Annotated in this window: 1 protein-coding gene (only partly in view); it reads left to right on the plus strand. The window is 62.0% G+C overall.

The genetic code is table 11. The features are described 5' to 3' along the window. A protein-coding gene (locus BH682_RS09170) for a non-ribosomal peptide synthetase (RefSeq protein ID WP_075832723.1) crosses the window boundary here: on the plus strand, positions 1 to 24692 show its 5' portion. It continues 3979 nt past the right edge of the window; only the first 24692 of its 28671 coding nucleotides appear in the window; the start codon lies at positions 1 to 3; its stop codon lies beyond the right edge, outside the window.

The raw sequence follows: 24692 nt of genomic DNA on the forward strand, positions 1-24692 counted from the left end.
GTGGGCGTGAATTCGCTGGGTAACGGAGAACTGGGGAGCGGCAAGCCGGAGGTCGGCAGCTCGCCGGAAGACGTTCAGCGATCCGACGCATTCCCGCTTTCCGCGGCCCAGCTCGGTATGTGGTTCGCGCAACACCTCGATCCCGCCGTTCCGGTCAACATCGCTCAGTACGTCGAACTCCGTGGTGCTCTGGAACTTGACGCCCTTCGCCAGGCCTGCGCAGACGCCGGTCGCGAAATCGGGTCTGCCTTCGTCCGGATCTTCGAGATCGACGCCCAGCCTTACCAGATCATCGACCCCACACTCGATGATTCGGTCGGTTACGTCGACCTTCGTAGTGAAGACGACTCGCACGACGCTGCCATGCGGTGGATGCGAGCAGATCGCAGCCGGCCGATCGACATGCTCACGGACCGCTTGATCTCTGCCACGATCCTGCGGCTCGGCGAGAATCGCTACTACTGGTACACACGGGTCCATCACACAATTCTCGACGGTTTCGGTGCGTCGACGTTCGTCACTCGTGTGGCGGAGCTGTACTCGGCGCGCGTGGAGGGCCGGGATCCGGAGCCGAGTGAGGCCTCCGATCTCCGGAACGTCTACGAGGTGGACAACAAGTACCGCCAGTCGAGTCGTTTCGAAACCGATCGCAAGTACTGGGCAGACAAGATCGAGAATCTCGACGAGATCTCGAGCCTCGCGGGTCGAAGTGCCGCGCCGGCTCCAGTCAGTCGGATCGACAGTGCAGCGCTGTCCAACCACGTCGAGGCTCTGCTCGGGCGGTTCCTCGAGCGCATCGAGAAGACCACTGTTGCCGGCACTGTCGTCGCGGCGTTTGCGGCGTACCTCGCTCAGATGACCGGACGAGAGGACGTGTCGCTGAGTCTGCCCGTTTCCGGTCGAACAACAGCCGTGCTGCGTCGATCCGGAGGCATGGTCTCCAACGTCGTGCCGCTGCGCCTGACCGTCACCGCGGACACCACCGTCCAGGAGCTTCTGGACGATGTCAGGAACGAAATGTCCGGCGCACTGCGCCACCAGCGATACCGACACGAGGACATGGTTCGCGGCGGGGACGGGCCGGGCCGGGGCGGATTCTTCGGCCCCTGGATCAACATCATGATGTTTTCCACCGAGTTGGCGTTCGGGCCCCTCGTCGGCGAACTTCACATCTTGTCCACGGGTTTGATCGAAGACCTCGGTGTCAACCTGTATCAGAGCGTCGGCGATACCCGCACACACATCGACTTCGAGTCGAATCCCAATCTGTATGCGCCCGCGGACGCCCAGCGAAATCACTCGCGGTTCGTGGAGTTTCTCGAGAAGTTCGTCTCGGCCGAAACGAGCCGCAAGGTCTGGGATCTTCCTGTCGCAACCGACGAGGAGCGAAACAAGGTTGCCTTGTGGAACCGCACCGGCTTCCACGTTGCCTCGCAGACCATCACCGAAGCATTCGAGCGTCAGGTCGAGAGAACTCCCGATGCCACCGCTGTCGTTTTCGAAGGCGCCAGCCTCACGTACGCCGAATTCGACTCTCGCGCAAATGGTTTGGCTCGTCAACTCATCGCCATGGGTGTTGGGCCCGAATCGCTTGTAGGACTGTCGATCCGCAGGTCTTTGGACTTGATGGTCGGTCTGTACGCGATTGCCAAGGCCGGCGGAGCCTGGGTACCGGTGGATCCCGACCACCCAGCCGACCGCACCGCCTACATTCTCGAGTCGGCGCAGCCCACGTGTGTTGTGACCACTGCGCGGGACGACGTGGATCTGCCCTCGGGCACACGGGTCATCGAGATCGACACACTGGACTATGGGCAGCTCGACAGCAGACCGATCGTCAACGCGGATCGCCTGTCTCCCTTGCATTTCTCGAACACTGCGTACGTGATCTACACCTCGGGTTCGACCGGTCGACCCAAGGGTGTCGCGGTCACTCACGCGGCGATCAACAATCAGCTTCAGTGGATGAACGCCGAGTACGGGCTTTCGGCGTCGGACATTTACCTGCAGAAGACCGCTACGACATTCGACGTGTCGCTGTGGGGATTTTTCATGCCGTTGCAGGTCGGCGCCACGCTCGTCGTCGCGACTCCGGACGGTCATCGCGACCCGATCTACGTGGCGAACAAGATCGCGGAGCTCGGCGTCACGATCACCGACTTCGTGCCATCCATGCTCACGCTGTTCACTGCGAATGCACCTGCCGGATCTTGTGATTCGTTGCGCCACGTGTTTGTCATCGGCGAGGCGCTCCCGCCCGAGACGTCTTCCGCCTTCCGCGAACTCTGTGGAGCCGGACTGCACAACCTGTACGGTCCGACCGAAGCCGCGGTATCGGTCACGTACTACGAGGCCGTGGCCACGGATACTACTTCCGTGCCGATCGGTATGCCGCAGTGGAACACTCAGGCGCACGTACTGGACGGGCAACTTCGCCCGACCCCCATCGGGCAGCCGGGTGAGCTCTATCTCGCCGGCGTTCAACTCGCGCGCGGATACGTTGGTCGACCGGACCTGAGCTCGGATCGGTTCGTAGCCAATCCGTACGGCACGGCCGGTGAGCGTATGTACCGGACCGGCGACCTCGTTCGTCGCCGTGAGGACGGAAATCTCGACTACATCGGGCGTACAGACTTCCAGGTGAAGTTCCGCGGGCAGCGCATCGAACTCGGCGAGATCGAGACCGTCCTTCTGGCGCACCCCGACGTTTCGCAGGCTGTCGTTTTGGTGACCGTCACCCCGACCGGTGATCAATTGGTCGGCTACGTCGTGCCGGGTCCAGGCCGAAACATCGATGCTGCGGTGCTCAGTGAGTTCGCCGGCCGAAGCCTCCCGTCGTACATGGTTCCGGCCGCGTTGATGGTGCTCGATGCGTTGCCGCTCAACACGAGTGGCAAATTGGATCGTGCCGGGTTGCCCGAGCCGGTGTTCGCGAGTGCGAAGCAGTACCGCGAGCCCCGCACCGAAATCGAACGCATCGTGGCGGACGTGTTTGCCGACGTTCTCGGTGTCGAGCGCGTCGGTATCGATGACGACTTCTTCGAGCTCGGTGGAAACTCTCTGGTTGCAACACAATTAGTGACGCGAGTGGGTTCGGCATTGGGAGTGCAACTCGGCGTTCGAGAGCTCTTCGAATCCACCACGGTCGCCACCCTGGCGGCCCGCGCCGAGTCGGTGGCGGGCAACGCCAGGCAGCTCACCCCGCTGATCGCCAAGCCTCGTCCCGAGGTCGTCCCGCTCTCGCTTGCGCAGCAGCGCATGTGGTTCATCAACCGTCTCGATCCGTCGACGCCCGCCTACAATCTTCCGTTCACGGTCCGGCTCACCGGTTCGGTGGACCCGTCCGCCCTGCATGCCGCGGTGATGGATCTTCTCGAGCGACACGAGTCCTTGCGGACGATCTACCCTGATGTCGACGGAACCGCGCAACAGCTGGTTCTGCCGGTCGACCGGGCCGCGGTGGAGTTGAATCCGGTCAAGATTCGGAATTCGCATCTCGACGCGGCGCTGTTCGACGTGGCGTCTCGCGGCTTCGACGTGACGCTCGAAATCCCGGTACGGGTTGCCCTCTTCGAGGTGTCTCCGACGGACTACGTCCTGGTGATGGTTCTCCATCACATCGCTGCAGACGGACTGTCGTTCCGTCCGCTCGCACGTGACCTTCTCGTCGCCTACTCGGCGCGAAGTGAGAAGTCTGCGCCGGCGTGGACGCCGGTGCCGATTCAGTACGCCGACTACGCCCTGTGGCAGCGCGAAGCACTGGGATCCGACGAAGACCCGCGCTCGGAGTCGTCTCGCCAGATCAACTTCTGGCGCCGGGCACTTGCCGATCTGCCGGATCAGTTGGATCTGCCGACCGACCGACCTCGTCCTGCCATCGCGTCCAATCACGGCGCCAAGCACCATTTTCAGATCAGCGAACGCACGACGCGCAAGTTGAACGAGTTGGCGCGCTCGAGGAGCGTCTCGCTGTTCATGGTGTTGCAGGCGGCATATGCAACGCTGTTGAGCCGGCTCAGTGGTACCTCCGACATCGCGATCGGTGCCCCGATCGGCGGGCGAGGCGATCAAGCGCTCAACGACGTGATCGGCATGTTCGTGAACACCCTGGTGCTTCGCACCGAGGTCGATCCGAACGAACGATTCGAAGAGTTGCTCGCTCGGGTAAGGGAATCGGGCTTGTCTGCCTACGGGCATGCCGATGTGCCGTTCGAGCGGTTGGTCGAAGTCCTGAGTCCGGCGCGTTCGCAGGCTCGTCACCCGCTGTTCCAGGTTGCGCTCACTGCGGAGATCAGTGGACGACGCGAACTGGAATTCTCAGGTGTCAAAGCAGTTGCAGCTGAATTGGAAGTCCCGGTCGCCAAATTCGATCTCGAGCTCATGGTGTCCGAGAATCCTGAAGGCAGCGAAGACTCGGACGTCTTGAGCGCCACCTTCACCTATGCCACGGACCTGTTCGATCCGGCCACGGTGAACACTTTCGCTACTCGGTTCGTGCGCATCCTCGATGCCGTGGCTACCCGACCTGAAACGATCGTCGGCGATATCGACCTGCTCTCACGCTCCGAGCGCACCGATCTGACGGTCGTAGCCGCGGATGACACGATGCCCCGGCAGAGTCTCGTCGACATCTTCCTGTCCGGCACGGCTGAGGCGGATTCGGTTGCTGTGCGCTTCGAGGGTCGATCGATCACCTATCGAGAGCTCGATGAGCAGTCGTCGAAGCTCGCTCGGGTTCTGATCGGACGTGGCGCCGGCCCCGAGACCATTGTTGCTCTCGCCTTTCCTCGCTCGTACGAGATGGTCTGTGCAGTATGGGCGGTGGCGAAGTCAGGGGCGGCATACGTCCCAGTCGACCCGAGTTATCCGGAAGATCGTGTCCGGCACATGCTGGCCGATTCTTCGGCCGCGATCGGACTCACGTCGGGACAGTTCGTAGATCAGCTTCCTGCGGTCACAGAATGGTTGGTCCTTGACGGCCAGGCGCTGAACGGAGAACTGTCGGCGCAATCTTCAGCGCCGGTCACGGACGAGGACCGAATTGCTCCGATTCACAGTTCTCACGTTGCATATGTCATTTACACATCCGGTTCCACGGGAAAACCGAAGGGTGTCAGCGTCACTCACGGTGGACTCCGTGGCGTCAGAGACGCAGCACAGCGTCGCTACGGGGTAGAACAGTCCTCGCGCTTCCTCCATATCTGTTCACCGAGCTTCGACCCGTCGGTACTCGAATGGATGGTCGCCTTCTCCGCGGGTGCAACTTTGGTGATCGTTCCGTCGACAATTATCGGTGGACACGAGTTGTCGGATCTTCTTCATTCCGAGAAGGTCACACACGCGATCATCACTCCCGCAGTACTCGGGACCATGGAGCCGGCAGAGCTGCCTGAATTGCGAGTCGTCTCCGTCGGCGGTGACGTGACCACTCCCGAGTTGCTGGCGAAATGGGCCCCAGGGCGCGCCTACTTCAATGGGTATGGTCCGACCGAGACCACTATCATCTCGTCGTTCGGCGATCTCGCGATCGGCCGATCGATCGACATCGGGCGTCCCGTCGAGGGCATGTCGGCACTGGTACTCGACGAGCGTCTGCATCCTGTTCCAGTCGGTACCAGGGGAGAGCTCTACTTTGCGGGCGCTGCATTGGCTCGCGGCTACCATGAGCGGCGAGGCCTTTCTGCGGAACGGTTTGTCGCCAACCCGTATTCGCCGGATGGCGAGCGAATGTACCGGACCGGCGATGTCGTGCGCTGGACCGGCGGAGACGCGCGCGGTGACGCGGGGGTTCTCGAATACGTCGGCCGCAGTGACTTCCAGGTCAAGGTTCGCGGATTCCGTATCGAACTCGGTGAGATCGACGCAGTTCTGTCCTCGCACGAGTCTGTGCGCTTCGCGGTGACGGTCGGAAGCGAAGGCGCGGCGGGTGTCACAACCCTCGTTTCCTACGTCGAACTGGCTGACGGGTCGAGTTTCGATCGGGACGTGCTCGCCTCGTTCGTGGCGGAGGCTCTGCCGAGCTACATGGTTCCGTCCGTCATCATGGAACTCGCTGAGGTTCCGTTGACCCCGGTGGGCAAATTGGATCGCCGGGCTTTGCCGGAGCCTGTTTTCGAGGTCCGCGAGTTTCGTGCACCCACCACGCCGGTGGAAGAGATTGTCGCGCAGGTGATTGCGGATGTTCTCGGAGTGGAACGAGTCGGCCTCGACGACGACTTCTTTGAACTCGGTGGCAACTCCCTGGTGGCCACTCAGGTCACCTCCCGATTGGGGCGGGCGCTCGACACTACGGTGCCGGTGCGAACGCTATTCGACGTTTCCACCGTCGAGGCGCTCGCCGCACACATCGAGTCGCACGTAGGTAGCGGCGGGCAGAAGGCGCTCGTCGCACAGGTGCGTCCCGCGGAAATTCCGTTGTCGCTGGCGCAGCAGCGCATGTGGTTCCTGAACCGCTTCGACACCGACTCAGCTGCTTACAACATCACTTTTGCTCTGCACCTGACTGGTCATCTCGATACTGCCGCGATGGAAATGGCGCTGGAGGACGTACTGGCCCGGCATGAGGTGCTCCGAACGGTATATCCGGACGGGGCTTCCGGACCGAAGCAGTCGATTCTGTCGCTCTCGGAGGCGTTCGGCGGGCTGACCGTGGAGTCGGTTTCGGATCAGGACGAGCTCGAAAGTCGAGTCGCTGCAATCGGATCCTCAGCGATCGACGTCACCGTCGACGTGCCGATCCGTGTCCGCCTGTTGACGGTCAGCGACACCGAGCACACCCTTGCGATCGTGGTTCATCACATCGCCGCTGACGGTTGGTCGATGGCGCCCCTGGCTCGCGATGTCATGATTGCCTACTCGGCACGCAAGGACGGGATCGCGCCGGCGTGGCAGCCGTTGACTGTGCAGTACGCCGACTATTCGTTGTGGCAGCGTGAGGTTCTGGGGTCGGAAGAGGACTCGGAATCACTGATCTCGCAGCAGATCTCGTACTGGACCGAGACTCTGGCAGACCTACCGGATGTGATCGAGCTTCCGTCGGACCGGTCTCGGCCTGATGTGGCGTCGATGCGCGGCGAGCGATTCGCGTTCGAGATCTCCGGGGATGTGCACCGTCGATTGGACGCGCTGGCACGGGAGAACAACGCGACGCTCTTCATGGCGTTGCACTCGGCGCTTGCCGTTCTGATGGCCCGACTGAGCGGGACCTCGGACATCGCCGTGGGCACTCCCGTTGCCGGTCGCGGGGACGAGGCGCTCGACGATCTCGTCGGTATGTTCGTCAACACGCTTGTTCTGCGCACCGAGGTCGACCAGGCCCAGGCATTCACGGATCTGCTGGCTGCGGCGAGTGATTCTGCGCTCGGAGCGTTCGCTCACTCGGACGTGCCCTTCGAGCGGTTGGTGGACGTCTTGGCTCCCGCCCGGTCGCAGGCCAGACATCCGCTCTTCCAGGTTGTGCTGTCCTTGCAGAATCTCGCGCAAACGGCATTGGAACTGCCGGGACTGGCGATCAAGGCCGCCGAAATCGACACGACCACTGCCAAGTTCGACCTCGAACTCGCAGTAACAGAGTCGATCGGCGAAGACGGGATCCAGCAAGGGCTCTCGGCCGAATTCACGTTTGCTGCAGATCTGTTCGACGTTTCGACGGTCGAGGGGTTTGCTCGGCGTCTGGTTCGTATCCTCGAGACTGTCGTGTCGGTTCCTTCGATTGTCGTTGGTGACATCGATATTCTCGATGCGGCCGAGCGGGGTGTGCTGGCCGATGTTCATGGAGGTCAGTCGGTCTCGGGAACCCTGGTCGAGATCCTCACAGCGGCGGCCGCTTTGGATCCGTCGGCGGATGCGATTCGCTTCGACGGTCAGTCGATCAGCTACCGCGAACTCGACGAGCGGTCGTCGCGACTCGCTCGTGTTCTGATTGAGAAGGGCGTCGGGCCGGAGGATCGGGTCGCGATCGCGATTCCGCGTTCGGCCGATTCGGTTCTCGCTCTGTGGGCAGTGGTGAAAACGGGTGCTGCATTCGTGCCCGTCGACCCGACGTATCCGGTTGACCGTATCGCCCACATGATCTCCGATTCCGGTGCGGTGCTGGGTCTTGCGCTCAGTGACGTCGAGGCAGGATTGCCGTCGGCGTTGACGTGGGTTGTTCTCGACGACGAGAAGACAATGGCGGCGTGCGCGGCAGAATCTTGCGCGCCGGTAAGTGATTCGGATCGACGCAGTGCGATCGACGAGCGGCAGCCTGCTTACGTCATCTACACCTCTGGCACCACGGGTCTGCCCAAGGGCGTTGTGGTCACCAATGCGGGTGTGGCGAACTTCTGCGCCGAGCAGGTCGAGCGCTATGCGCTGACCGCGGATGCTCGGACGCTGCATTTCGCCTCGCCGAGTTTCGATGCTTCTGTTCTCGAGTTGCTGATGGCATTCGGAGCAGCATCGACGATGGTGATTGCGCCGACGACGGTGTACGGCGGCGCGGAATTGGCCGAGATCTTGCGCTCGGAGGGCGTGACGCATGCGTTCGTGACGCCCGCTGCGCTGGCATCAGTGGATCCGAGCGGGCTCGACGCGTTGCGGGTGGTTGTCGTCGGTGGCGAAGCCAGTTCGCGGTCTCTCGTTGCCAAGTGGGCGGTGCCGCTTCCGGATGGCGGTGTGCGTGGATTCTTCAATGCGTACGGTCCGACGGAGTCGACAGTCGCCTCGAACATCAGCGATACGCTGACCGCGTTTGATCGTATGAACATCGGCGGCCCGATTCGGGGAATGGCCGCGCGGATCTTGGACGGCCGCTTGCAGCCCGTTCCGGTTGGTGTCGCAGGTGAGTTGTACGTGTCGGGTGTTCAGGTCGCTCGTGGATACCTGGGACAGCCGGCATTGACAGCGGGTCGTTTTGTCGCAGACCCGTTCGGGGCGCCGGGAGAGCGGTTGTACCGCACGGGTGACGTGGTCCGGTGGATCGACGGTGGCGCAGTGGAGTACGTGGGCCGCAGTGACTTCCAGGTCAAGATCCGTGGGTTCCGTATCGAACTCGGCGAGATCGAGGCCGCGCTGACCCGTTGCGCGGGCGTTGCGCAAGCTGTTGCTCTCGTTCGTTCCGACGATCACTTCGGAGATCGTCTCGTTGCATACGTCGTGCCGCAGGCCGGCGCCGAGGTGGATCCCGCACAGGTCATCGAGTCGGTGTCGACGTTCCTGACCGGCTACATGGTCCCCGACTCGGTACTGGTACTCGATTCGATTCCGTTGACCACCGCGGGCAAGACGGACATCAAGGCTCTGCCCTCGCCCGTGTTCGAGTCCAAGGTGTACCAGGCGCCGATCACGACCGTCGAAGAGACTGTCGCGCAGGTGTTCTCCGAAGTTCTCGGAGTCGCACAGGTTGGCCGCGACGACGATTTCTTCGAACTCGGCGGCAACTCGTTGATCGCGACCCGTGTCGCCGCTCGGCTGGGAGAGGCGCTCGACACAAGCGTTCCGGTTCGTGCGCTCTTCGAAGCGTCGACCGTGCAGTCACTCGCCGTCCGGCTCGAGCTGCACGCCGGTTCGGGCGCCACCGCCCCACTGGTGCAGCAGCCCCGGCCAGCTCGGATCCCACTTTCGTTGGCGCAGCAGCGCATGTGGTTCCTGAACAGGTTCGAACCCGCGTCGGCAGTGAACAACGTCCCGGCGGCGATCAGGATTTCGGGCGCCCTCGATGTGGCAGCTCTTGACGCCGCCGTGATCGATGTCGTGGGCCGACACGAATCACTGCGAACTGTGTATCCAGACGTCGACGGCGTCGGCTATCAGGACGTCCTCGACGTCCAAGACGTTGTCGTCGACCTCAGCCCCGTGTCGATCACGGAAGATCGCCTGGCTGCGGGCGTCGCCGAGCTGGCGACAGTCGGCTTCGACGTGACGTCCGAAGTCCCGTTGCGCGCCAAGCTCTTCAAAGTCGGCGACAGCGAATACGTTCTGGTGTTCGTCGTGCATCACATCTCGACCGACGGTTTCTCGATGGGTCCGTTGACCCGTGACGTGATGGTTGCCTACGAAGCACGTACACGAGCGTCGGTGCCGGCTTGGACGCCGTTGCCGGTGCAGTACGCCGATTACTCGTTGTGGCAGCGTGAGGTTCTCGGGTCCGAGGACGATCCGCGGTCCGTGATCGCGAAACAGATTGCGTTCTGGTCGGATGCGTTGGCTGATCTTCCGGAGCAGTTGGATCTGCCTGCCGATCGTCCTCGTCCCGAGGTCGCTTCAGGGCGCGGAGCCGAGGTCGAGTTCGATATCGACGCCACCCTGCACGAAGCTGTCAATTCGATTGCGCACAGCAGTAACTCGACACCATTCATGGTTGTTCACGCAGCGCTCGCCGTCGTACTTTCTCGTTTGTCCGCAACGACCGACATCGCGATCGGTACACCGATCGCGGGTCGCGGTGAGGCGCAGCTCGACGATCTGATCGGTATGTTCGTCAACACTTTGGTGTTGCGTACCGAGGTTGATCCGTCGATGTCGTTCACGGATCTGTTGGCGTCGGCGCGTGAAGTGGATCTACAGGCGTTCGCGCATGCGGATGTTCCGTTCGAGCGTGTGGTGGAGGTTCTCGATCCGGTTCGTTCGCAGGCTCGTCATCCGCTGTTCCAGGTGGCATTGACGTTCCAGAACCACGAACAGACAACGCTCGAACTGGGCGACCTCGAAGTGTCGATCGAAAGTGCCGATCTTGCGCTGGCGAAATTCGACCTCCAGTTGACCCTGACCGAACGAACCGACGAGGCCGGCGCACCCGCCGGAATGTCCGCCTCTTTGACGTATGCGACGGATCTGTTCGACGAGTCGACCGTTGTGGAATTCGGTGATCGGCTGGTAAGGACCTTCCGTGCGGTGACTGCTGATCCCACCGTAGCGGTGGGTGACGTTGACATCTTGGTCGATGGAGAACGAAACCTGCTGTCCCGCTTCAGTGCCGGCCAGATCGATCGTGGTGTGGATTCGACGTTGTCGGCGTGGTTCGATGATGCTGCTGCGCGGTTTGGTGATCGGGTTGCGGTGCGGTTCGGTGGCGAGTCGTTGTCGTATGGTGAGTTGTCGGTGCGGGCTAATCGTTTGGCGCGCAGGTTGATTGCTCAGGGTTGTGGTCCGGAGTCGTTGGTGGCGGTGGCGTTGCCGCGGTCGGCGGATCTTGTGGTGGCGTTGTTGGCGGTGGTGAAGTCCGGTGCGGGGTATTTGCCGGTGGATCCGTCGTATCCGGCTGATCGTGTCGAGTTTATGTTGGCTGATGCTGCTCCGGTGGCTGCGATTTCGTGGTCCGGGCGTGAGTTGGTGTTGCCCGCTGGTTTGCCTGTGGTTGATATCGACGCGGTGGATGTGTCGGAGTTCGATGGTTCGGTGGTGGCGGATGCGGATCGTGTTGCGCCGTTGCGGTCGTCGAATGTTGCGTATGTGATTTACACGTCGGGTTCGACGGGTCGCCCGAAGGGTGTGCAGGTTCCGCACACGACGGTGGCGAAGTTGTTTGCGAATACCGAGGGTGTGTACGGGTTCGACGAATCCGATGTGTGGACGATGTTCCACAGTTATGCGTTCGACTTCTCGGTGTGGGAGTTGTGGGGTCCGCTGTTGTACGGCGGCACGTTGGTGGTTGTGGATTATGTGACGTCGCGGTCGCCGGAGCAGTTCTTGGAGTTGCTTGCTGCTGAGCGGGTGACGGTGCTCAATCAGACTCCGTCGGCGTTCTATCAGTTGGCCGAGGCTGATCGGTTGGCGTCGGAATCCGGTCGGGCCGCTGAGTTGTCGTTGCGGTGGGTTGTTTTCGGCGGCGAGGCGCTCGAGCTGCGTCGCTTGTCGGATTGGTACGGCCGCCGCGGTGACTTCGCGCCGACGTTGGTGAACATGTATGGCATCACGGAGACGACGGTGCATGTGAGCCATCGTGTGTTGGATGCTGCGTTGGCGGCGGATGCGTCGGCGAGTGTTGTGGGTCAGGCTATTTCGGGTCTGCAGGTGTTCGTGCTCGATACGCGTTTGGCTCCGGTGCCTGTTGGTGTCGCGGGTGAGATGTATGTCTCTGGTGTTCAGTTGGCTCGGGGTTATCTGGGTCAGGCGGGGTTGACGTCGACGCGGTTTGTGGCGAATCCGTTCAATGCCGGCGAGGTGTTGTACCGCACGGGTGACGTCGCGTCGTGGAACAGTGCTGGTGATTTGGAGTATCTGGGTCGCGCGGATGATCAGGTGAAGATCCGTGGATTCCGGATCGAGATCGGTGAGATCGAGTCTGCGGTGTTGGCGGATGTGTCGGTGGCGCAGACGGCGGTGGTTGTTCGTGAGGATTCTCCGGGTGATCAGCGGTTGGTGGCGTATGTGGTTCCGGCTGCGGGTGTGAGCGTTTCGGTCGACGATCTTCGGGTGTCGGTGGGTTCGTTGTTGCCGGAGTACATGGTGCCGTCGGCGTTTGTGGTGTTGGATTCGATTCCGTTGACGGTGAACGGGAAGTTGGATCGTCGGGCGTTGCCGGTTCCGTCGTTGCAGGTTGCGGTGTTCCGTGCTCCGACGTCGGTGGTGGAAGAGGTTGTTGCGCAGACGTTTGCGGATGTTCTGGGCGTCGAGCGTGTTGGTTTGGATGATGATTTCTTCGCGCTCGGTGGTAATTCGCTGATTGCGACGCAGGTGACGTCTCGGTTGGGTCAGGCGTTGGATGCTTCGGTGTCGGTGCGGGAGTTGTTCGAGGCGTCGACGGTGGAGGCGTTGGCTGCTCGTTTGGGTTCTCATGTCGGTGGCGGTTCACGTGCGGCGTTGACTGCGCAGGTGCGTCCGGTTCGGGTGCCGTTGTCGTTGGCGCAGCAGCGCATGTGGTTCCTCAACCGATTCGACACCGATTCTGCTGTCAACAATGTCCCTGTTGCCGTTCGGCTCACGGGTGCGCTCGATCTGGCGGCCCTGAATTCGGCAGTTCACGACGTTATCGGCCGTCACGAGGTTCTGCGCACGGTCTACCCCGAGGTCGACGGCGTCGGCTACCAGAAGATATGCTCGGTAGAAGATGTCTCGATCGATCTCGGCGCAGAACGCGTCACAGACGACCGAATCCAGGCGGAGCTGTATTCGCTCTTCGCCCAGGGCTTCGATGTCACTGTCGAGGTTCCGTTGCGCGCCAAGCTTTTTCAGGTCGCTGATGACGACTTCGTGTTGTCGTTCGTGATGCATCACATCTCGACCGACGGCTTCTCGATGGGCCCGTTGACCCGCGACGTCATGACCGCCTACTACGCCCGAACCAACGGCCAGGCTCCGACCTGGACGCCGTTGCCGGTGCAGTATGCCGACTATTCGTTGTGGCAGCGTGAGGTTCTCGGGTCCGAGGACGATCCGCAGTCCATGATCGCGAAGCAGATTGCGTTCTGGTCGGATGCGTTGGCTGATCTTCCGGAGCAGTTGGATCTGCCTGGTGATCGTCCGCGTCCCGAGATTGCTTCAGGGCGCGGCGCCAATCACAGTTTCACCATCGAACCGCAGCTGTGGTCCGAGCTGGACGAACTGGGCAAGGCAACGAACGCAACTCCGTTCATGGTTGTTCACTCGGCTCTGGCGGTGCTGTTGGCACGACTGTCCGCGACGACCGACATTGCGATCGGTGCCCCGATCGCGGGTCGTGGTGAAGCCGAGCTCGATGACGTGATCGGTATGTTCGTCAATACCTTGGTGTTGCGTACCGAGGTTGATCCGTCGATGTCGTTTGCCGAGTTGTTGGCGTCGGCGCGTGAGGTGGATTTGCAGGCGTTCGCGCATGCGGATGTTCCGTTCGAGCGTGTGGTTGAGGTTCTCGATCCGGTTCGTTCGCAGGCTCGTCATCCGTTGTTCCAGGTGGCGTTGACGTTCCAGAACCTTGGACAGAGTGCTCTCGAACTGCCCGGACTCACCGCCGCTGCTGTGGAATTCGACGCAGCACTGGCCAAGTTCGATCTGCAATTCACACTTGAAGACGCCGCTGACGCCGGTATGTCCGGCACCCTGACCTACGCGACGGATCTGTTCGACGCGTCGACAGCGGCCGAGTTCGCTGATCGGTTCGTGTCCGTCCTCCGTGGCGTTGTCGCGAATCCGGCCGCTGCCGTTGGCGACGTGGATGTTATGACCGCCGGTGAGTTGGATCGCGTTCTGTCATGGAGCGACACGGGTGTCGACAGTGGTGTGGATTCGACGTTGTCGGCGTGGTTCGATGATGCTGCTGCGCGGTTTGGTGATCGGGTTGCGGTGCGGTTCGGTGGCGAGTCGTTGTCGTATGGTGAGTTGTCGGTGCGGGCTAATCGTTTGGCGCGCAGGTTGATTGCTCAGGGTTGTGGTCCGGAGTCGTTGGTGGCGGTGGCGTTGCCGCGGTCGGCGGATCTTGTGGTGGCGTTGTTGGCGGTGGTGAAGTCCGGTGCGGGGTATTTGCCGGTGGATCCGTCGTATCCGGCTGATCGTGTCGAGTTTATGTTGGCTGATGCTGCTCCGGTGGCTGCGATTTCGTGGTCCGGGCGTGAGTTGGTGTTGCCCGCTGGTTTGCCTGTGGTTGATATCGACGCGGTGGATGTGTCGGAGTTCGATGGTTCGGTGGTGGCGGATGCGGATCGTGTTGCGCCGTTGCGGTCGTCGAATGTTGCGTATGTGATTTACACGTCGGGTTCGACGGGTCGCCCGAAGGGTGTGCAGGTTCCGCACACGACGGTGGCGAAGTTGTTTGCGAATACCGAGGGTGTGTACGGGTTCGACGAATCCGATGTGTGGACGATGTTCCACAGTTATGCGTTCGACTTCTCGGTGTGGGAGTTGTGGGGTCCGCTGTTGTACGGCGGCACGTTGGTGGTTGTGGATTATGTGACGTCGCGGTCGCCGGAGCAGTTCTTGGAGTTGCTTGCTGCTGAGCGGGTGACGGTGCTCAATCAGACTCCGTCGGCGTTCTATCAGTTGGCCGAGGCTGATCGGTTGGCGTCGGAATCCGGTCGGGCCGCTGAGTTGTCGTTGCGGTGGGTTGTTTTCGGCGGCGAGGCGCTCGAGCTGCGTCGCTTGTCGGATTGGTACGGCCGCCGCGGTGACTTCGCGCCGACGTTGGTGAACATGTATGGCATCACGGAGACGACGGTGCATGTGAGCCATCGTGTGTTGGATGCTGCGTTGGCGGCGGATGCGTCGGCGAGTGTTGTGGGTCAGGCTATTTCGGGTCTGCAGGTGTTCGTGCTCGATACGCGTTTGGCTCCGGTGCCTGTTGGTGTCGCGGGTGAGATGTATGTCTCTGGTGTTCAGTTGGCTCGGGGTTATCTGGGTCAGGCGGGGTTGACGTCGACGCGGTTTGTGGCGAATCCGTTCAATGCCGGCGAGGTGTTGTACCGCACGGGTGACGTCGCGTCGTGGAACAGTGCTGGTGATTTGGAGTATCTGGGTCGCGCGGATGATCAGGTGAAGATCCGTGGATTCCGGATCGAGATCGGTGAGATCGAGTCTGCGGTGTTGGCGGATGTGTCGGTGGCGCAGACGGCGGTGGTTGTTCGTGAGGATTCTCCGGGTGATCAGCGGTTGGTGGCGTATGTGGTTCCGGCTGCGGGTGTGAGCGTTTCGGTCGAGGATGTCCGCACCGGTGTGGGTTCGTTGTTGCCGGAGTACATGGTGCCGTCGGCGTTTGTGGTGTTGGATTCGATTCCGTTGACGGTGAACGGGAAGTTGGATCGTCGGGCGTTGCCGGTTCCGTCGTTGCAGGTTGCGGTGTTCCGTGCTCCGACGTCGGTGGTGGAAGAGGTTGTTGCGCAGACGTTTGCGGATGTTCTGGGCGCCGAGCGTGTTGGTTTGGATGACGATTTCTTTGCGCTCGGTGGTAATTCGCTGATCGCGACGCAGGTGACGTCGCGGTTGGGTCAGGCTCTTGATGCTGCGGTGTCGGTGCGGGAGTTGTTCGAGGCGTCGACCGTCGAAGGCCTGGCCGCTCGCCTCGGTTCTCATGTCGGTGGTGGTTCGCGTGCGGCGTTGACTGCGCAGGATCGTCCGGCGCAGGTGCCGTTGTCGTTTGCGCAGCAACGCATGTGGTTCCTCAACCAATTGGATCGCGAGTCGGCAGCCAACAACATTCCGATGGCGATCACGCTTACCGGAGAGTTGGATGAGGCGGCGTTGTACGACGCTGTCATGGACGTAGTGAAGCGTCACGAGGTCCTGCGCACGGTCTACCCCGAGGTGGACGGTATCGGCTACCAGCGGATACTGCCGGCGGCGGCAGTTCCGGTGAATCTGGCTCCCGTGCCGCTCGAGGCATCCGACATCGTCGCGGCGGTGACGGAGTTCGTCTCATCAGGTTTTGACGTTACGGCTGAGGTTCCGTTGCGGGCCAAGCTCTTCCAGCTTGCCGAGGACTCGTTTGTACTGGCGATAGTGATTCACCACATCTCCACCGACGGTTTCTCGATGGGCCCGTTGATCCGCGACGTGATGACCGCGTACTACGCCCGCTCACAGGGGCAGACCCCGACGTGGGCGCCGTTGCCGGTGCAGTACGCCGACTACGCGTTGTGGCAGCGTGGTGTTCTCGGTTCCGAGAGTGACACGGAATCCGTACTCGCAGAGCAGATCGGCTACTGGGCTAAGGCTCTCGACGGAGTTCCAGACCAGATCACCTTGCCCAGTGACCGCGCGCGTCCAGCCGTGTTCACCGGACGGGGAGCCACCTACAGCTTCCCGATTTCCGCGGATGTTCACCGCGGACTGGCTGCTGTGGGTCGCGAGCACCAGGCATCGCTGTTCATGGTGATGCACTCGGCGTTGGCAACACTTCTTGCCCGGTTGTCCGGCACCACCGACATCGCAGTCGGTACCCCGGTGGCCGGTCGCGGTGAAGCGCAGCTCGACGATCTGATCGGCATGTTCGTCAACACCGTCGTGCTTCGTACCGAGGTGGATCCGGGGATGCGTTTCCTCGATCTGCTTACGTCGGCGCGTGAGAGTGATCTCGCGGCTTTCGCTCACGCAGACGTGCCGTTCGAGCGGCTGGTCGAGGTTCTCGATCCGGTTCGTTCGCAAGCGCACAACCCGTTGTTCCAGGTTGCCTTGGCATTCCAGAACCTGGGGCAGAATAACCTGACGCTGCCGGGACTCGATATCACTGAATTCGCTATCGCGGAAACCGTAGCGAAGTTCGACCTTCAGTTGACTCTGGTGGAAGCTGCCGATGGTCACGGAATGACTGCGACCTTCACGTATGCGACGGATCTCTTCGACGAGGGGACAGTTGTCTCCTTCGCCGAGAGGTTGACTCGAATTCTCGAAGCCGTCGCCGTGGATGCGACGCAGGCTGTCGGCGACATCAAGATCCTCCAAGCGCCTGAGCGCATCGAATTGACCGGTCGCCGAGCGTCCTCGGGCATCGAGCCGAAGCCGTTGGCCGACATCCTGGCCGAGACCGCGTTGCAGTATCCCTCCAACGAAGCTCTCCGCTACCAGGATCGGTCGATGACCTACGCCGAGGTCGACGAGTGGTCGTCGCGCCTCGCCCGCGTCCTGATCGCTCGCGGTCTGGGCGCCGAAGACCTGGTCGCAGTGTCGATTCCGCGTTCTATCGAATCGGTCCTGCTGGTGTGGGCGGTATCCAAGACGGGCGCCGCGGTTGTTCCCATCGATCCGCACTACCCGGCTGACCGCATCGCGCATATGGTCTCCGACTCGGGCGTCTCGGTCGGTCTGACTCTCGAAGCTGAACTCGCAGGGCTTACCGACACCGTGGAGTGGCTCGCGATCGACAGTGATGCTTGCGCGGAACTGATGGCAGCGCAGGATAGTTCACCGATTCGTGAAGATGAACGTGTTCGCCCCGTCCTTCCGGCGCATCCCGCCTGGGTGATCTACACATCAGGCACAACGGGCTTGCCCAAGGGTGTTGTTGCTACCGGTGCGGGCCTCGCGAGCTTCAGTGCAACGCAGGCACAGCACTACCTGGTGACGCCGAACTCCCGCACGCTGCACTTCGCGTCGCCGAGTTTCGACGCGTCGATGCTCGAACTGTTCCTGGCTGTCGCGACAGGCGCTGCCATGGTGATCGTCCCGACGTCGATCTTCGGCGGCGACGAGTTGACCGCGCTGTTCAAGTCCGAACGCGTCACACACGCCTTCATCACGCCGGCGGCGTTGGCTTCCATGGATCCGTCGGGCCTGAACGATCTCGAGGTGGTTGGTGTCGGCGGCGAGGCGTACTCGCCGGAGTTGATGGCCAAGTGGGCGGATCAGCCGAACCGTCGACGTACGTTCCTCAATGTCTACGGTCCCACCGAGACCACTATCGTCACCAACGTCAGTGTGCCGCTGATGCCGGGCGACCGGATGACCATCGGCGAAACCATCGGCGACATGGCCGCGTTTGTTCTCGACACGCGTCTGCAGCCCGTCCCCGTCGGTGTGGCGGGTGAGCTGTACCTGTCGGGTCCTCAGGTCACTCGCGGTTACCATCGCCGCCCGGGATTGAGCGCGGATCGCTTTGTTGCCAACCCGCATGGCCTGCCCGGTGAGCGCATGTACCGCACCGGTGATGTTGTGCGTTGGACTGACCAATATCAGGTTGAGTATGTGGGCCGCAACGACTTCCAGGTGAAGATCCGTGGCTTCCGCATTGAACTCGGTGAGATCGACGCCGCCCTTACGGCACATTCGGACGTCGAGTTCGCCGCGACGATGGGCACCACGCTGACGTCCGGTGCTCCGGCGCTGGTGTCGTACGTGTTTGTCGGCAAGGAATCTGCTGTCAGCTCGGCGGATCTGAGTGAGTTCGTCTCACGCACTCTGCCGGCGCACATGGTGCCTGCGTCGATCATGGTTCTGACCGACATGCCGCTGACCCCGGCCGGCAAGCTGGACCGAAAGGCTTTGCCGGAGCCGGTATTCGAGGTCAAGGAGTTCCGCGCTCCCACCACCGAGATGGAACGCATCCTCAGCGAGGTCTTTGCCGACGTTCTCGGCCTCGATCAGATCGGTACCGACGATTCGTTCTTCGCTCAGGGCGGAGACTCGATCATGTCGATCCAGTTGGTGTCCCGCGCCAAGGCCCGAGGTGTTCTCTTCACGCCCAAGGACGTGTTCGAGAACAAGACGGTGGCAGAGTTGGCCGAGGTCGCCGTCTTCGGCTCCGACGCCGACGCGATCACTGTTCTCGCCGAGATCGAAGGCGGCGGCATCGGTTGGATGCCGCTCACTCCGATCAAGCGCTTCATGTTCGAACGGCCTGGCAGCTACCAGCGTTTCAACCAGCTGTTGACGTTGGAATTGCCGCTGGGAATCGACCGGACCGGTGTTGTCGAAACGTTGACTGCGGTCATCGATCACCACGACATGTTCCGTTCGCGTCTGGTCGATGATCAGCGTGGTCCGGGCATGGCTGTGTCCGCGCCCGGAACCGTCGACGTGGATGGTTCGGTGCGCCGGGTGCAGGTGGATCCCGCGATTGCGGATACAGAGCTGACGGCCATCGCGTCGGGCGCTCTCGACGACGCTCTCGGCCGGTTGGATCCGGCCGCTGGTGTCATGGCTCAGTTCGTGTGGATCGACTTCGGTGACACGCGTACCGGCCGATTGATCGTGGCTGCGCATCACCTGATCGTCGACGGCGTCTCCTGGCGAATTATCGTGCCGGACTTGATTTCCGCGTGGGCCCAGCGCAGTGGCGGAAGTGTGCCCGTGCTCGAACCGACGGGCACGTCCATGCGTACCTGGGCGCACTCGCTGGCTGCGGAATCACGATCCGACAAGCGACTGGCAGAACTGCCACGGTGGCGTAAGACGCTGTCGACTCCGGACCCCATTCTCGGTTCGCGTGCGTTCGACCCCTCCGTCGACGTTGCGGCAACAGTCGAGCGTGTGCGCGTGGAGGTGCCCACAGACGTCACCGAGACGCTGCTGACCACCCTGCCCGAGATGTTCCGCGGCGGAGCCAACGACGGTTTGCTGGCCGGACTTGCTCTGGCACTGGTGCGCTGGCGGCGTGACCGGGGCATCGACACCGAAGCGGCACTGCTCCAGCTCGAGGGCCACGGCCGCGAAGAGGGCGTCGTCCCGGGTGCCGATCTTTCGCGCACCGTCGGCTGGTTCACGGCGGCCTTCCCCGTCGCCCTCGACCTTGCCGGTATCGACATCGACGACGCCTTCGACGCCGGAGTTGCTGCGGGAGCGGCGATCAAGGCAGTCAAGGAGCAGTTGCTCGCCGCTCCCGACAAGGGTGTCGGCTACGGACTGCTGCGGTACGTCAACGACGACACCCGCACCGAGCTGTCGAAGCTGAGCAGCGGGCAGGTCAGCTTCAACTACCTGGGCCGCATTGTGGCGGAGGATATTCCGGCTGCAGCGCAAGGCCTCGGATGGATTCCGGCACGCGACTTCTCCGAAGTCGCTGCGCCGGAAGACCCGGACATGCCGGCCAACAAGGTTGTCGACATCAATGCCATCGTCAACGACGGCCCTGACGGCGCGGTGCTCGAAGCATCGTTTGCCTTCCCGAACGGATTGCTGAGCGCCACCGAGGTGCAAGCCCTGGCCGACCTGTGGGTCGGAGCACTCACAGCGCTGGCGCAGCACGCACAGGCCGTCGGCGCAGGCGGACTCACGCCGTCGGACGTGCCGCTGGTAACGCTGACCCAGCAGGATCTCGACGGGTTCGAGCAGCGTTTCCCGGCGGTGCAGGACGTCTGGCCGCTGGCTCCGCTGCAGTCGGGTCTGCTGTTCCACGCTGTGATGGCCGAGTCGACCGTCGACCTGTACTCCGTGCAGATGGTTCTCTCGCTGTCCGGCCGCGTCGACGCGGATCGCCTCCACGCCGCAGCACAGGCCATCATCGATCGTCATCCGAACCTGCGCACCGCATTTGTGGTCGATGGAACGGGTACACCGGTCCAGGTAGTTCTCGGTGACATCGACGTGCCGTGGCGCGAACTGGATCTCACCACAATCGCCGACAGCGAAGAACGACGCCGAGAGTTGGATCGGATTCTTGCCGAGGACCAGGCCACGCACTTCGACATGTCGAACCCGCCGTTGATCAAGTTCACGCTGATCAAGATCGCGGCGAGCGAATACCGCCTTGTTGTGGCAAACCACCACATCATCCTCGACGGCTGGTCCATGCCGCTGCTGCTCCAGACGCTCCTCGGCCACTACGCGATGCGTGGGAACATTCCCGCTCAGACGCGGGCACTGAGCTACCGGAACTACCTCGCGTGGCTGGTCCAGCAGGATCGCAGTGTGTCCATGGATGCCTGGGCGAAAGCGCTGGGCGGCGTCGAAGAGCCGACGTTGTTGGCTCCCAACGTCGTTGGTCAGGAATTCAGTGCGCTGTCGCAGAAGTTGCAGATCTCGCTCAGCGAATCGGTGACCGCGACACTGACCGGTTTGGCATCGAGGACCGGCGTTACCGCCAACACGATCGTCCAGGCTGCCTGGGCAATTCTGCTGGGACGCATGACCGGTCGCCAGGACATCGTCTTCGGTGCCACGGTCTCCGGCCGTCCGCCACAACTCGACAGCGTCGAGAAGATGGTGGGTCTGTTCATCAACACGCTGCCCGTGCGTGTCCAACTGGATCTGGCCGAGTCCGTCGAGGCATTGCTCTCCCGGGTTCAGATCGAACAGGCGGGATTGCTCGATCACCATTACCTCGGCCTGACCGACGTGCAGAGCGCCGCGGGCGTCGGCGGACTCTTCGACACTCTGGTGATCTTCGAGTCCTACCCGGTCGACCGTGACGGTCTTGCAGCGCAAGCAGAGTTCTTGGACGGCATGGTGATCGATGATGTCGCCTCCGACGATTCCACGAACTACCCGCTCACATTGCTGATCGGTCTCGACGACCAACTGCACCTGACTCTTCGCTACCTACCCGACTTCTTCGACGAGTCGTACGCGCAGGCCCTGCTGGGTCGCCTCGAGACTCTGCTGACAGAAATCGGTGAAACGCCGTCTACTGCAGTCGGTGACGTCGAGATCATGACCGCGCCTGAGCGCGCTTTGGTGCTCGACACCTGGAACGACACCTCTCATCCGGTTGTGGGTGGGTTGTTGTTGGATGGTTTTGATTCTGTGGTGGGGGTTTCTTCGGGTTCGCGTGCGGTGGTGTGTGGGGATGTGGTGCTTTCGTATGGGGAGTTCGATGAGAGGGTTAATAGGTTTGCGCGTTATTTGATTGGTTTGGGTGTTGGGCCGGAGTCGTTGGTGGGGTTGGCTGTTCGGCGGTCGGTTGATTTGTTGGTTGGTTTGTATGCGATTGTGCGTGCGGGTGGGGCGTGGGTGCCGTTGGATCCTGATGCTCCGTCCTCGCGTAATGAGTATGTGTTGGATTCGGCTGATCCGGTGTGTGTGGTGTCGACGGAGCGTGATGGTTTCGTGGCGTCGGGTCGTCGGGTTGTGTGTGTGGATGTTGTTGATGTGTCTGGTTTTTCGGGTGCGCGGGTTTCTGATGTGGATCGGTTGTCGCCGTTGCGGGCGTCGAATACGGCGTATGTGATTTTCACGTCGGGGTCGACGGGTCGGCCGAAGGGTGTGGCGGTCTCGCATGCGGCGATTGTGAATCAGTTGGAGTTCATGCAGGGCGAGTATCGCTTGACGTCGTCTGATGTGTATTTGCAGAAGACGGCGACGACGTTCGATGTGTCGTTGTGGGGTTTTTTCATGCCGTTGCGGGTGGGTGCGGTGTTGGTGTTGGCGTCGGCTGATGGTCATCGGGATCCGGGGTATTTGGCGTCGGTGATTGATGATCAGGGTGTGTCGGTGACGGATTTTGTTCCGACGATGTTGTCGACGTTTTCGTCGTTGGTGGATCCGGGGTTGTTGGGTTCGTTGCGTGATGTGTTGGTGATCGGTGAGGCGTTGCCGGTGGAGGCGGTGCGTGAGTTCGGGTTGGTGTCGTCGGCGCGGTTGCATAATTTGTATGGTCCGACTGAGGCTGCGGTGTCGTTTACGTTTGCGGATGTGACGGCTGCTGGGTCGGGGTCGGTGGTGTCGATTGGTGTGCCGGAGTGGAATTGCCGGGTGTTTGTGTTGGATTCGCGTTTGCGGCCGGTTGCGGTGGGTGTTGCGGGTGAGTTGTATTTGTCGGGTGTGCAGTTGGCTCGGGGGTATGTGGGTCGTCCGGATTTGAGTGCGGATCGGTTTGTGGCGTCGCCGTTCGGTTCGGGTGAGCGGATGTATCGGACGGGTGACCTTGTGAGGTGGTCGTCTGAGGGGGATCTGGAGTACATCGGTCGTACTGATTTTCAGGTGAAGTTCCGTGGTCAGCGGATCGAGTTGGGGGAGATCGAGGCGGCGTTGACGGCGCATGGGTCGGTGTTGTCGGCTGCGGTGGTGGTGCGTGGGTCGGTGATGGGTGATCAGTTGGTGGGGTATGTGGTGCCGGCGGTGGGGTCGGTTGTGGATGTGTCGGTGTTGCGGGGGTTTGTGGGGGAGCGGGTTCCGGGTTATATGGTTCCGGCTGCTGTGGTGGTGTTGGATGCGTTTCCGCTTAATTCGTCGGGGAAGTTGGATCGGGCGTTGTTGCCGGAGCCGGTGTTCGAGGCTCGGGTGTTTCGGGCTCCGGTGTCGTCGGTGGAGTTGGTGGTGGCGTCGGCGTTTGTGGGTGTGTTGGGTGTTGATCGGGTGGGGTTGGATGATGATTTCTTCGAGTTGGGTGGCAACTCCCTCATCGCGACTCGGGTTGTCATGCGGATCGCCGAAGAACTCGAGACGGCCGTACCGGTTCGCCTTCTGTTCGAAGCGTCCACCGTTCAGGAACTCGCCGCACGTCTCGAATCGCACGTCGGCGAAGGAAGCCGCCTTGCGCTGACAGCTCAGGATCGTCCGGAAGAGATTCCGCTTTCTCTTGCGCAGCAACGTATGTGGTTCCTCAACCGGTTCGACGGCTCCGCCGGTGCCTACAACATGCCGTTTGCTCTGCGACTGAGCGGCGAACTCGATCTGGGGGCGATGCGTGCGGCTATCGGCGACGTCGTTGCCCGTCACGAAACCCTGCGCACTGTGTATCCGGAAACCGATTCGGGACCGGTCCAGGTCATCGAACCGGTAGGACATACGCCGGTGCAATTGGACGTCGAAAGCGTCACGGAAGCCGAGATTGTCGGCAAGCTGGTCGAATTGGCGTCGACGAGGTTCGACGTGACGGCCGAAATCCCGCTGCGGATTCGGTTGTTCCAGGTAGCCGAGAACGAGTACGTTCTCGCCGTCGTGGTGCACCACATCGCCGCGGACGGCTCCTCGACTACTCCGTTCGCCCGCGACCTCGTCATGGCCTACGCGGCACGGGCGCAGGGAACGGCGCCGGGTTGGGCTCCGCTGGATGTTCAGTACGCCGATTACAGCCTGTGGCAGCGCGAGGTGCTGGGCAGCGAGGACGACCCGGAATCCGTGTCGTCCGAGCAGATCGCCTACTGGAGCCAGGCTTTGGCCGGGTTGCCGGACCAGTTGGACCTGCCGACGGACCGTCTGCGTCCCGCCGCGCAGTCGTACCGTGGGGGTTACCTCCACTTCGAGATCGACGCAGCAGTGCATCAGGGTCTGTCGGCGCTGGCCCGTGAGCACGGAACCACCCTGTTCATGGTCACGCACGCAGCGTTTGCGGTCCTGCTGGCGCGCCTGTCCGGAACCGACGACATCGCCGTGGGCACCCCGATCGCGGGCCGCGGCGAGCGTGCGCTCGACGATCTGATCGGCATGTTCGTCAA

Origin of the sequence: Rhodococcus sp. YL-1 (assembly GCF_001942025.1) — a bacterium.
Taxonomy (GTDB): Bacteria; Actinomycetota; Actinomycetes; order Mycobacteriales; family Mycobacteriaceae; genus Rhodococcus_F; species Rhodococcus_F qingshengii.